This window comes from Streptomyces sp. NPDC048338 (assembly GCF_043201055.1).
In the GTDB taxonomy this organism is placed as follows: domain Bacteria; phylum Actinomycetota; class Actinomycetes; order Streptomycetales; family Streptomycetaceae; genus Streptomyces.
Genome location: NZ_JBICYQ010000003.1, coordinates 476,010 through 488,683, shown reverse-complemented (window position 1 = coordinate 488,683; position 12,674 = coordinate 476,010). Strand labels below are relative to the sequence as shown.

Here is a 12,674-nt window from a genome sequence, read left to right as displayed (position 1 = left end):
TGAAGGGCGCCCGGGAACATGTCCCGGGCGCCCTTCACGCGTTCCCGGAGCCGCTCCGCGTGTCCTGCCGGAGCCTTCCCCCTGAGTGCGTCGGATGCCCTGGGGAACGTCCGCCGCGTGCCCACGCGGAGTTCTCCCGACGCCCCCGCGGACCCTCGCGACGCCTCCGGGGCGCCCCCGAGCGCCCTCTCCGGACGCCCGCGGCGACGGTGCACAGCCCTGTGAACGGACCAGGCTGTTCGAATCCACGGGGCGGGTGGCGTGTTCTCCACAGATTGGGGGATGATCTTCCGTCCACAGGGTGGGGACTGCCGAGTTATCCGGATCATGTCCACAGGCTGGGCAGAGGGCATCCCATCAGCCCAGGTCAGGAGGGTGTGGATTTGTTGGCAACCTTGATCCACACCCTGTGGATGAATCTTTCGTCCACAGGGGCGTCTTTCGGTTGTCCACTGGCAACCCACAGGCGGCTCTCGGTTGCCCACAGCTTCTCCACACCGCTGTCCACTGTTCGGCAACGAAACCGCCGCTCTCACTGCGTCGAGTGAAAGCGGTCACACCAAGGGGGACGGTTGGCCTGTGGGGAACGCGGGTAAAGCTGGGGACAGCGTTGGGGAGAAGTCAGGCCGCCCTGTGTACCGGGTGTGCAGAACTTTCGGGTGTCCACAGAACCGCCTGGTTGTCCACGGGCTCCACCCACAGGCGCGGTGGACAAAAAATGGGTGCTGACCTGCGAAAACGGGGTTATCCACGGTTTCCACAGCCCCTACTACTACTCCCACTTAGAGTTAGCTAGGAATCCGCTTCGAAGTGGGACCTGTGCACAACTCGACGCCGGGGCTTCGGCGACCTCTTGTCGCGACTTGACCCCGAGCCGCACCGAGTGTCGGCGGCGTACGTCAGACTGGTTCCCGCAGTCGACGAAGAGCCAGCAACAGCAGGAGGCGGTTCCGGTGAAGATCCGGGTGGAGCGCGATGTACTCGCGGAGGCGGTGGCCTGGGTGGCCCGCAGCCTTCCGGCCCGTCCGCCGGCGCCGGTGCTCGCTGGCCTTCTGCTGAAGGCCGAGGACGGCGCCCTGAGCTTCTCGAGCTTCGACTACGAGGTCTCGGCCCGCGTCTCCGTCGAGGCGGAGGTCGAGGAGGACGGCACCGTCCTCGTCTCCGGCCGCCTGCTCGCCGACATCTGCCGCGCCCTCCCCAACCGCCCGGTGGAGATCTCCACAGACGGTGTACGGGCGACCGTGGTCTGCGGCTCCTCCCGCTTCACCCTCCACACCCTGCCGGTGGAGGAGTACCCGGCGCTGCCCGAGATGCCCACCGCGACCGGCACCGTCCCCGGTGAGGTCTTCGCCTCCGCCGCCGCGCAGGTCGCCATCGCGGCCGGCCGCGACGACACCCTGCCCGTCCTGACCGGTGTGCGCATCGAGATCGAGGGCGACACGGTCACCCTGGCCTCCACCGACCGCTACCGCTTCGCGGTCCGTGAGTTCCTGTGGAAGCCGGAGTCCCCCGACGCCTCCGCGGTCGCCCTGGTGCCCGCGAAGACCCTGCTGGACACCGCCAAGGCGCTCACCAGCGGCGACACCGTCACCCTGGCGCTCTCCGGCTCCGGCAAGGGCGAGGGCCTGATCGGCTTCGAGGGCGCCGGCCGCCGCACCACCACCCGCCTGCTCGAGGGCGACCTGCCGAAGTACCGCACGCTCTTCCCCACCGAGTTCAACTCGGTCGCGGTGATCGAGACCGCCCCGTTCGTCGAGGCCGTCAAGCGTGTGGCCCTGGTGGCCGAGCGCAACACCCCGGTCCGCCTGAGCTTCGAGCAGGGCGTGCTGATCCTGGAGGCCGGCTCCAGCGACGACGCACAGGCTGTGGAGCGTGTGGACGCGGTGCTGGAGGGCGACGACATCTCGATCGCCTTCAACCCGACGTTCCTGCTGGACGGTCTCAGCGCGATCGACTCCCCGGTCGCCCAGCTCTCCTTCACGACGTCCACGAAGCCCGCGCTGCTGAGCGGCAAGCCGGCCCTGGATGCCGAGGCGGACGAGGCGTACAAGTACCTGATCATGCCGGTGCGTCTGTCGGGCTGACACCCGTCGACTGAGCGGCCGACCCCACAGGTGTGCACCCGTGTCCGGGCGTAGGCTCGGGCACGGGTACGAACCGCACACGACGCTTAAGGAATCTCTGATGGAGCTCGGTCTCGTCGGTCTCGGCAAGATGGGCGGCAACATGCGTGAGCGCATCCGCCGCGCAGGCCACACCGTCATCGGATACGACCGCAACCCGGACCTCGCGGATGTCCACAGCCTGGAAGAGCTTGTGGGCAAGCTCAAGGGACCGCGCGTCGTGTGGGTGATGGTCCCGGCCGGTGCCGCGACCCAGTCCACGGTCGACGAGCTGTCCGAGCTGCTCTCCCCCGGCGACATCGTGGTGGACGGCGGGAACTCCCGCTGGACCGACGACGAGAAGCACGCCGAGGAGCTCGCCGCCAAGGGCATCGGCTTCGTCGACTGCGGAGTCTCCGGCGGCGTGTGGGGCCTGGAGAACGGCTACGCGCTGATGTACGGCGGCGACGCCGAGAACGTGGCGAAGGTCCAGCCGATCTTCGACGCGCTCAAGCCGGAGGGCGAGTTCGGTTCCGTCCACGCCGGCAAGGTCGGCGCCGGCCACTTCGCCAAGATGGTCCACAACGGCATCGAGTACGCGATGATGCAGGCGTACGCCGAGGGCTGGGAGCTGCTGGAGAAGGTCGACTCCGTCACCGACGTGCGCGAGGTCTTCCGCTCCTGGCAGGAGGGCACCGTCATCCGTTCGTGGCTGCTCGACCTGGCGGTCAACGCCCTGGACGAGGACGAGCACCTGGACCAGCTCCGCGGTTTCGCGCAGGACTCCGGCGAGGGCCGGTGGACCGTCGAGGCCGCCATCGACAACGCCGTGCCGCTGCCCGCGATCACCGCTTCGCTGTTCGCGCGCTTCGCGTCCCGGCAGGACGACTCCCCGCAGATGAAGATGATCGCCGCGCTGCGCAACCAGTTCGGCGGCCACGCGGTCGAGTCCAAGAAGTAGTCCACAGGCTGTGCACCCTCCGGTGCACGGCAGTCGGGGGAAGGCCGGCGCACACCATGCACGTCACGCATCTGTCGCTGGCCGACTTCCGCTCCTACGCCCGGGTCGAGGTCCCGCTCGATCCGGGCGTCACCGCTTTCGTGGGTGCCAACGGGCAGGGCAAGACCAATCTGGTCGAGGCCGTGGGCTATCTCGCCACCCTCGGCAGCCACCGGGTCGCCTCGGACGCCCCGCTGGTCCGCATGGGGGCGGACCGGGCGATCATCCGTGCCGCGGTCACCCAGGGCGAGCGCTCCCAGCTGGTCGAGCTCGAGCTCAACCCGGGGCGGGCCAACCGCGCCCGGATCAACCGGTCCTCCCAGGTCAGGCCCCGTGACGTACTGGGCATCGTGCGGACCGTGCTGTTCGCGCCGGAGGACCTCGCGCTGGTCAAGGGCGATCCGGGCGAGCGCCGGCGCTTCCTGGACGAGCTGATCACGGCACGCGCGCCGCGCATGGCCGGTGTGCGCGCCGACTACGAGCGGGTGCTCAAGCAGCGCAACACGCTGCTGAAGTCCGCCGCGATGGCCCGCCGGCACGGCGGCCGCGGCATGGACCTGTCCACCCTCGACGTCTGGGACCAGCACCTGGCCCGGGCGGGGGCCGAGCTGCTCGCCCAGCGGCTGGACCTGATAGCCGTGCTGCAGCCGCTCGCCGACAAGGCGTACGACCAGCTCGCCCCGGGCGGCGGACCGATTCTGCTGGAGTACCGGCCGTCCGCGCCGGGTGCCGGGCACACCCGGGAGGAGCTCTACGAGCAGGTGCTCGCCGCGCTCGCGGAGGTGCGCAAGCAGGAGATCGAGCGGGGCGTGACGCTGGTCGGTCCGCACCGGGACGAACTGCTGCTCAAGCTCGGCGACCTGCCGGCCAAGGGGTACGCGAGCCACGGGGAGTCCTGGTCGTACGCGCTCGCGCTGCGGCTGGCCTCGTACGACCTGCTGCGCGCGGAGGGCAACGAGCCGGTGCTCGTCCTCGACGACGTCTTCGCGGAGCTGGACGCCCGGCGACGCGAGCGGCTCGCGGAACTGGTGGCTCCGGGCGAGCAGGTGCTGGTGACGGCGGCGGTGGACGACGACGTTCCGGGAGTCCTCGCGGGGATCCGGTACGAGGTCGCGGGAGGTTCGGTGGAGAGGCTGTGAGGTCGTGAGCGAGACCGAGGGCCCGAGCGGAGCCCCGAAGACCCCCGAGCCCACCGGGGTCGACCTCGCCCGGGTCGCGCTGCGGGCCGCCAAGGAACAGGCGAAGGCGCGGGGCGCGGCCGCCCAGCAGAAGAAGCAGGCCCGGCGGGGCGGCGGGCTGCGCTCCGGCTCGGGTGCCGACGGGCGCGACCCGATGGCGCTGGGCTCGGCGATCAACCGGCTCATCACCGAGCGCGGCTGGGAGACCCCGGCGGCGGTGGGCGGCGTCATGGGCCGCTGGCCCCAGATCGTGGGCGACGACCTGGCGAAGCACTGCGTGCCGCTGAAGTACGACGAGGACCCGGACGCCCGGGTGCTCACGGTGCAGTGCGACTCGACGGCATGGGCGACGCAGCTGCGGTTGCTCGCTCCGAGGCTGGTGGCACGGCTGAACGAGGACCTCGGGCACGGCACGGTCCGGGTGATCAAGGTGCTGGGTCCGGGAGCTCCGCGGCGGGACTACGGGCCGCTGCGCGCGCCCGGTTCGGTCGGGCCCGGCGACACCTACGGCTAGGGCCTGTCTTCACAGTCCCGCCTGGCTCGCAGCGCTACGTCGACGACACCCTCCAGGGGTGTCCGGGCGGGCACCTTCGCCGGGGGCGGGTTCCCACCGTCGCCCGGTGCCCACGCGCCCCTTCTCCACAGGCGGCGCCCGCCTGTGGACGGTGTCGGTGCGCGGTGCCGCACACCCGCGTCCGGTCGTTCACACGGCTGTGCGAAGCGTCCGGGAACCGTGGTCCGGAGGGTGCTTCCGGTCCGGGGAAGGGGTCGCCCACTGCGCGCTACGACCCGAAGCGCTGGGTGGCCGTCAGAGGCGTTTGGAGGCCCGTCCCGAATATGGGGAGTCGGGGCGCTCCCGCTCAGGGCGGCACATGCGGACTCAGGTACCGGCAAACCCCCATCAGTGTCAGCGCTACCGGTAGACTGGTAGATAATCCCGCCACCCTGCGGAACATGTCGAACGACGCAGCCGCTCCCGTATGCCCGGAGAACGGCCTGTGCTGTGCCAGAAAGGGCGCTTCGTGGCCGATTCCGGCAACCCCAACGAGAACAACCAGTACACCGCCAGCAACATCCAGGTACTCGAGGGTCTGGATGCGGTGCGCAAGCGCCCCGGCATGTACATCGGCTCGACCGGTGAGCGCGGTCTTCACCACATGGTGCAGGAGGTCGTCGACAACTCCGTCGACGAGGCCCTGGCCGGGCACGCGGACACCATCGACGTGACGATCCTGGCCGACGGGGGTGTGCGTGTCGTCGACAACGGCCGTGGCATCCCGGTGGGCATCGTCCCGTCCGAGGGCAAGCCGGCCGTCGAGGTCGTGCTGACCGTGCTGCACGCCGGCGGCAAGTTCGGCGGCGGCGGCTACGCGGTCTCCGGCGGCCTGCACGGCGTCGGCGTCTCCGTCGTGAACGCCCTGTCCACGAAGGTCGCCGTCGAGGTGAGGACCGACGGACACCGCTGGACGCAGGACTACAAGATGGGCGCCCCGACCGCGGCCCTCGCGAAGCACGAGGCGACCGAGGAGACCGGCACCTCGGTCACGTTCTGGTCCGACCCGGACATCTTCGAGACGACCGAGTACTCCTTCGAGACGCTCTCGCGCCGCTTCCAGGAGATGGCCTTCCTCAACAAGGGCCTGACGATCACGCTCACCGACGAGCGGGAGTCCGCCAAGGCCACGGTCGGCGCCGACGACCCGGACGCCGAGGCGGCCGACGAGCCCGCCGCGCGCACGGTGAAGTACCACTACGAGGGCGGCATCGTCGACTTCGTGAAGTACCTCAACTCGCGCAAGGGCGAGCTGATCAACCCCACCGTCATCGACATCGAGGCCGAGGACAAGGAGCGCCAGCTCTCGGTCGAGATCGCGATGCAGTGGAACTCCTCGTACTCCGAGGGTGTGTACTCGTTCGCGAACACGATCCACACCCACGAGGGCGGTACCCACGAGGAGGGCTTCCGCGCCGCTCTGACGACGCTCGTCAACAAGTACGCGCGCGACAAGAAGCTGCTCCGCGAGAAGGACGACAACCTCACCGGCGACGACATCCGCGAGGGTCTCACCGCGATCATCTCGATCAAGCTCGGTGAGCCGCAGTTCGAGGGCCAGACGAAGACCAAGCTCGGCAACACCGAGGCGAAGACCTTCGTCCAGAAGGTGGTCCACGAGCACCTCACGGACTGGTTCGACCGCAACCCCAACGAGGCCGCGGACATCATCCGCAAGGGCATCACCGCCGCCACCGCGCGCGTGGCCGCCCGCAAGGCCCGTGACCTGACCCGGCGCAAGGGTCTCCTGGAGTCGGCGTCCCTGCCGGGCAAGCTGTCCGACTGCCAGTCGAACGACCCCACCAAGTGCGAGATCTTCATCGTCGAGGGTGACTCCGCCGGTGGCTCGGCCAAGTCCGGCCGCAACCCGATGTACCAGGCCATCCTGCCGATCCGCGGCAAGATCCTGAACGTCGAGAAGGCCCGGATCGACAAGATCCTGCAGAACACCGAGGTCCAGGCGCTGATCTCCGCCTTCGGCACCGGTGTGCACGAGGACTTCGACATCGAGAAGCTCCGCTATCACAAGATCATCCTGATGGCGGACGCCGACGTCGACGGTCAGCACATCAACACGCTGCTCCTGACCTTCCTGTTCCGCTTCATGCGGCCGCTGGTCGAGGCCGGGCACGTCTACCTCTCCCGTCCGCCGCTCTACAAGATCAAGTGGGGCCGGGACGACTTCGAGTACGCGTACTCGGACCGCGAGCGCGACGCCCTGGTCGAGCTGGGCAAGCAGAACGGCAAGCGGATCAGGGAAGACTCGATCCAGCGCTTCAAGGGTCTGGGCGAGATGAACGCCGAGGAGCTGCGCGTCACCACGATGGACGTGGACCACCGTGTCCTCGGCCAGGTGACCCTGGACGACGCCGCGCAGGCGGACGACCTGTTCTCGGTGCTGATGGGCGAGGACGTCGAGGCCCGGCGCTCCTTCATCCAGCGCAACGCCAAGGACGTTCGCTTCCTCGACATCTGAGTCGGTCTCAGCTGACCGTACGAAAGGACTGACGACCAGCAATGGCCGACGAGAACACTCCGACCACCGAAGACACCGAGGCAGAAGGCCAGCAGATGCGGATCGAGCCCGTCGGGCTCGAGACGGAGATGCAGCGCTCCTACCTCGACTACGCGATGTCCGTCATCGTGTCCCGCGCCCTGCCCGACGTACGGGACGGCCTGAAGCCGGTCCACCGCCGCGTGCTGTACGCGATGTACGACGGCGGCTACCGGCCCGAGAAGGGCTTCTACAAGTGCGCCCGCGTCGTCGGTGACGTCATGGGCACGTACCACCCGCACGGCGACTCCTCGATCTACGACGCGCTGGTCCGCCTGGCGCAGCCGTGGTCGATGCGGATGCCGCTGGTCGACTCCAACGGAAACTTCGGCTCCCCGGGCAACGACCCGGCCGCCGCCATGCGCTACACCGAGTGCAAGATGGCGCCGCTGTCCATGGAGATGCTCCGGGACATCGACGAGGAGACCGTCGACTTCACGGACAACTACGACGGCCGGAACCAGGAGCCGACGGTCCTGCCGGCGCGCTTCCCGAACCTGCTGGTCAACGGTTCGGCCGGGATCGCGGTCGGCATGGCGACCAACATCCCGCCGCACAACCTCCGCGAGGTCGCGTCCGGTGCCCAGTGGGCGCTGGAGCACCCCGAGGCCACCCACGAGGAGCTCCTCGACGCGCTCATCGAGCGCATCAAGGGCCCCGACTTCCCGACCGGCGCGCTGGTCGTGGGCCGCAAGGGCATCGAGGAGGCCTACCGCACGGGCCGCGGCTCGATCACGATGCGCGCGGTGGTCGAGGTCGAGGAGATCCAGAACCGCCAGTGCCTGGTGGTCACGGAGCTTCCGTACCAGGTCAACCCGGACAACCTCGCGCAGAAGATCGCGGACCTGGTGAAGGACGGCAAGGTCGGGGGCATCGCGGACGTCCGCGACGAGACCTCGTCCCGCACCGGCCAGCGCCTGGTGATCGTGCTCAAGCGCGACGCCGTGGCCAAGGTCGTCCTGAACAACCTGTACAAGCACACCGACCTGCAGACGAACTTCGGCGCGAACATGCTGGCGCTCGTCGACGGCGTGCCGCGCACGCTCTCGCTGGACGCGTTCATCCGTCACTGGGTGACGCACCAGATCGAGGTCATCGTCCGGCGGACCCGCTTCCGGCTGCGCAAGGCCGAGGAGCGCGCCCACATCCTGCGGGGCCTGCTCAAGGCGCTGGACGCGATCGACGAGGTCATCGCCCTCATCCGGCGCAGCGACACCGTCGAGGTCGCGCGCGAGGGCCTGATGGGCCTCCTGGAGATCGACGAGATCCAGGCCAACGCCATCCTCGAGATGCAGCTGCGCCGCCTGGCCGCCCTGGAGCGCCAGAAGATCGTCGCCGAGCACGACGAGCTCCAGGCGAAGATCAACGAGTACAACGCGATCCTCGCCTCGGAGGAGCGTCAGCGCACCATCGTCAGCGAGGAGCTGGCGCTGATCGTCGACAAGTTCGGCGACGACCGCCGCTCCAAGCTGGTGCCCTTCGACGGTGACATGTCCATCGAGGACCTGATCGCCGAGGAGGACATCGTCGTCACCATCACGCGTGGCGGCTACGTGAAGCGGACGAAGACCGAGGACTACCGCTCGCAGAAGCGCGGCGGCAAGGGCGTGCGGGGCACGAAGCTGAAGCAGGACGACATCGTCGACCACTTCTTCGTCTCCACGACCCACCACTGGCTGCTGTTCTTCACGAACAAGGGCCGGGTCTACCGGGCCAAGGCCTACGAGCTGCCGGACGCCGGCCGGGACGCCCGCGGCCAGCACGTGGCCAACCTGCTGGCCTTCCAGCCGGACGAGCAGATCGCCGAGATCCTGGCGATCCGCGACTACGAGGCCGCGCCTTACCTGGTGCTCGCCACCAAGGCCGGTCTGGTGAAGAAGACTGCGCTGAAGGACTACGACTCGCCGCGCTCGGGCGGTGTCATCGCGATCAACCTCCGTGAGACGGACGAGGGCGCCGACGACGAGCTGATCGGCGCCGAGCTGGTCTCCGCCGAGGACGATCTGCTGCTCATCAGCAAGAAGGCGCAGTCCATCCGCTTCACCGCCACGGACGACGCGCTGCGCCCGATGGGACGCGCGACATCCGGGGTGAAGGGGATGAGTTTCCGCGAGGGCGACGAGCTGCTCTCGATGAATGTCGTCCGGCCGGGTACGTTCGTCTTCACCGCCACCGACGGCGGGTACGCCAAGCGCACCCCCGTCGACGAGTACCGCGTCCAGGGTCGCGGTGGCCTCGGTATCAAGGCCGCCAAGATCGTGGAGGACCGCGGTTCGCTCGTGGGCGCGCTGGTGGTCGAGGAGACGGACGAGATCCTCGCCATCACGCTGTCCGGTGGTGTGATCCGCACGCGAGTCAACGAAGTCAGGGAGACCGGCCGTGACACCATGGGCGTCCAGCTGATCAACCTGGGCAAGCGGGATGCCGTCGTCGGCATCGCGCGGAACGCCGAGGCGGGCAGCGAGGCCGACGAGGTCGACGGTGCCGACGACGCCGAGGGTGTCGAGGCAGCCGAGGGCACCCAGCCCTCGGCCGGGGAGCACGAGGAGTAGAGCGTGAGTGGAGCCACGGGCGCCGGATCGGCCGCTGCCGGAGCTTCTCCTGGAGCGAACGGTGCCCGTGGGTCTGCCACGGACTCCCAGGGGGTTGCGGTGACGGACACTCGAGGGTCCAATCCCTCGTACGAGACCTACAACGGGCCGCTGCCCGGCGACCGCGCGGGAGCGCAGCAGCCGGCGGCAGGGCCGTACCACCCGCCGCAGGCGTACGGTGCTCAGGCGCCGGGCGCGACCGGCGGGGGGCAGAACACCGGGGCGGTGCGCCGGCCGCGGACCGGGGCGCGCACCACGCCCCGGACGCGCAAGGCGCGGCTGCGGGTGGCCAAGGCCGACCCGTGGTCGGTGATGAAGGTGAGCTTCCTGCTCTCCATCGCGCTGGGCGTCTGCACGGTCGTGGCGGCGTCGGTGCTGTGGATGGTCATGGACGCCATGGGCGTCTTCTCGACCGTCGGCGGCACCATCAGCGAGGCGACCGGTTCGAACGAGTCGAACGGCTTCGACCTGCAGTCGTTCCTGTCGCTGCCGCGGGTGCTCATGTTCACCTCGGTGATCGCCGTGATCGACGTGGTGCTGATGACCGCGCTGGCGACGCTGGGCGCGTTCATCTACAACCTGTCGGCCGGCTTCGTGGGCGGCGTGGAGCTCACGCTGGCGGAGGACGAGTAGCGACGCGGCGGGGGGCCGGAGGAACCGATTTTGGGACTGGCCCCCACGTGCGCTAATCTTCAGAAGTCAGCGCGCGGGACACACACCGCAGAGCGCGGCGGGGCTATAGCTCAGTTGGTTAGAGCGCATCCCTGATAAGGATGAGGCCACAGGTTCAAATCCTGTTAGCCCCACAGTGAAGATCGGCCCGGACGGATTATCCGTCCGGGCCGATCTCTTGTGCGTGGCCGGTACGGGGAACGACGTCCGGGCAGGTCACCGATCGGTATCGGTCGGTGTGTAGAGTGGGCGTCAGAAGTCCCCTACGTCAATGAAGGACGAGGTCGCGCGGTGAAGAAGCTTCTCCTGGTCGCACTGGCCGCCATCGGCGGGCTCCTCGTGTACCGCCAGATCCAGGCGGATCGCGCCGAGCAGGATCTGTGGACGGAGGCGACCGACTCCGTGCCCGCAGGTTCGGGTGTGTGAGTCGCAGACTGTTCGTGGGTGAGGCCCCGGCCGCGTGAAGCGGCCGGGGCCTCACGCTTTTTTCCGGGCCGTGACCGACGCCTTCCGGATTCACGTGCGGGAATGCCGTGCTTGCAGCGGCAAAGATGCCGGGGACGGCCGCCGCCCGGGCGGGGCGAAACGTCACCGCGCGCAGACAGCGCCGGGACGGCCGGGGCAGGATAGACCGGCGCCCGGCCGTACGGGGCGAGCGACCCGGCGGTCGCGGGGGCCGTACGGGGCTCGGAGGCGGGCGGAACGGCTACGGACACGAGGAGAAGGCGCGTGGAGACGCAACGGGGGCGGAAGCGGACGGTCGGGGCCCTGATCGCGGCCGTGATCACGACGGGCGCGGCGCTGCCCGGAACGGCGTGGGCGGCCGGCGACGACCCGTACGCCTTCGACGGCGGCGCGCAGCGCGTCCGGGGCGCCCTCACGAGCCTGGACGCCCAGCCGCTGAAGGCGGGGTCGACCTACCGCGACACCATCAAGAGGGACGGCAAGCTCTACTACCGCGTCGACCTCGACGCGAAGGAGAACGCCTACGTCTCCGTCGTGGCCGTGCCCAAGCCGGGCCGGAAGGCGGAGTACGGCGACGGCATCAAGGTCAGCCTCCAGGACGGGTCGAACTCCCAGTGCGGCTACCAGGACGTGTCGTTCGGCTCCGCCGGGTTCACGCGCCCCCTCACCGCGTACGCCCATCGCACGATCGAGGCCGGCAGTTCCACCTGCCAGCAGGCCGGCGCCTACTACGTGCTGGTCGAGCGGACCTCCAAGTCCGTGTCCACGACCGAGGACTGGGACCTGGAGATCCGCCACCTGTCCGAGCCGGGCGTGAAGCAGACCGGGCCCACGGCGCTGCCGGAGAACTGGCCCTCCTCGACTCCCCCGCCGCCCGCGGGCGGCCCGCAGAAGCGGCAGGGCGGCGCCGGGTTCCAGGACGCCACCTCGCTGCGGCAGGGGGAGTGGCGCGCCGACATCAAGCCCGGCCAGACGCTGTTCTACCGGGTCCCGGTCGACTGGGGGCAGCAGATCTTCGCCACCGCCGAGCTGGGCAGCAGCGTGAGCGGCGACGACTACATCGGCAACGCGCTCGTGCTCTCGCTCGACAACCCGGCCCGCGGCCACGTCGACCAGGGCACCGTCAGCTACGACGGCGATCCGGCGACGCTGGCGCTGGACCCGCAGCGGCCGGTGTCCTTCGAGAACCGCCACTCCTCCGACGACGGGACGAGCGCCCTGCGGTTCGCCGGCTGGTACTACCTGTCGGCGACGCTCAGCCCCGAGGTCGCCAAGGCGTACGGCGACAAGCCCGTGCAGCTGTCCCTCCGGGTGAGCGTGACCGGGACGGCGAAGGCCGGACCCGCCTACGACGGGGACGCCGGACCCTTCCGGATCACCGACGACGACCGGGACGCGGCCGCCAGCGGCCAGAGCGGGCCGCAGGCGGCCAGGAGCGGCTCGATGCGGCTGATCGCGGTGGCCGGGATCGGCGCCGGCACCGTGCTCGTGCTCGCGCTCGGGGCGTGGACCATCGTGGCCCGGCGGCGGGCGGCCTGACGACGGCCGCTTCCCGGTCC

9 protein-coding genes and 1 tRNA gene are annotated in these 12,674 nt (G+C 69.6%); all 10 read left to right on the top strand.

The window, feature by feature from the left end:
• Positions 1–953: 953 nt before the first annotated feature.
• The 10 genes from dnaN to ACGFZF_RS09760 all read left to right on the top strand — a co-directional run bounded on the left by dnaN (position 954) and on the right by ACGFZF_RS09760 (position 12,654).
• Positions 954–2,084 carry a DNA polymerase III subunit beta gene (gene dnaN / locus ACGFZF_RS09805; protein WP_356601328.1) on the top strand — a complete coding sequence of 377 codons (1,131 nt, stop codon included), beginning with the start codon at positions 954–956 and terminating at the stop codon, positions 2,082–2,084.
• Positions 2,085–2,184: 100 nt separating this feature from the next.
• On the top strand, positions 2,185–3,063 hold the full coding sequence (gene gnd / locus ACGFZF_RS09800; protein WP_356601329.1) for a phosphogluconate dehydrogenase (NAD(+)-dependent, decarboxylating): 879 nt from the start codon (positions 2,185–2,187) through the stop codon (positions 3,061–3,063).
• Between the two features lie 56 nt (positions 3,064–3,119).
• The gene (recF, locus tag ACGFZF_RS09795) at positions 3,120–4,241 is read left to right on the top strand and encodes a DNA replication/repair protein RecF (RefSeq protein WP_393552657.1); all 1,122 of its coding nucleotides are present in this window, start codon (positions 3,120–3,122) and stop codon (positions 4,239–4,241) included.
• Between the two features lie 4 nt (positions 4,242–4,245).
• Positions 4,246–4,794: a DciA family protein gene (locus ACGFZF_RS09790; RefSeq protein ID WP_356601331.1), complete on the top strand. Its 549-nt coding sequence runs from the start codon at positions 4,246–4,248 to the stop codon at positions 4,792–4,794.
• 484 nt (positions 4,795–5,278) lie between these two features.
• Complete coding sequence (gyrB, locus tag ACGFZF_RS09785) at positions 5,279–7,309, top strand: DNA topoisomerase (ATP-hydrolyzing) subunit B (protein WP_393552652.1); 2,031 nt, start codon at positions 5,279–5,281, stop codon at positions 7,307–7,309.
• A 41-nt stretch (positions 7,310–7,350) separates the two neighbouring features.
• Positions 7,351–9,939, top strand: coding sequence for a DNA gyrase subunit A (gene gyrA / locus ACGFZF_RS09780; RefSeq protein WP_393552649.1), 2,589 nt, complete (start codon positions 7,351–7,353; stop codon positions 9,937–9,939).
• Positions 9,940–10,038: 99 nt separating this feature from the next.
• A complete protein-coding gene (locus ACGFZF_RS09775; RefSeq protein WP_356601334.1) occupies positions 10,039–10,611 on the top strand; it encodes a DUF3566 domain-containing protein in 573 nt (190 codons plus the stop codon).
• Positions 10,612–10,710: 99 nt separating this feature from the next.
• A tRNA-Ile gene (locus ACGFZF_RS09770) sits at positions 10,711–10,784 on the top strand.
• Between the two features lie 157 nt (positions 10,785–10,941).
• The gene (locus ACGFZF_RS09765) at positions 10,942–11,076 is read left to right on the top strand and encodes a DLW-39 family protein (protein WP_003958712.1); all 135 of its coding nucleotides are present in this window, start codon (positions 10,942–10,944) and stop codon (positions 11,074–11,076) included.
• Between the two features lie 303 nt (positions 11,077–11,379).
• Entirely contained in the window at positions 11,380–12,654 is a 1,275-nt protein-coding gene (locus ACGFZF_RS09760; RefSeq protein ID WP_393552644.1) for a hypothetical protein, read from the top strand.
• The last annotated feature ends 20 nt before the right edge of the window (positions 12,655–12,674 follow it).

Bases quoted from the DNA above. Each gene is read 5' to 3' on its own strand.
- gyrA (WP_393552649.1), top strand. From the start codon at position 7,351: ATGGCCGACGAGAACACTCCGACCACCGAAGACACCGAGGCAGAAGGC.
- gnd (WP_356601329.1), top strand. From the start codon at position 2,185: ATGGAGCTCGGTCTCGTCGGTCTCGGCAAGATGGGCGGCAACATGCGT.
- recF (WP_393552657.1), top strand. From the start codon at position 3,120: ATGCACGTCACGCATCTGTCGCTGGCCGACTTCCGCTCCTACGCCCGG.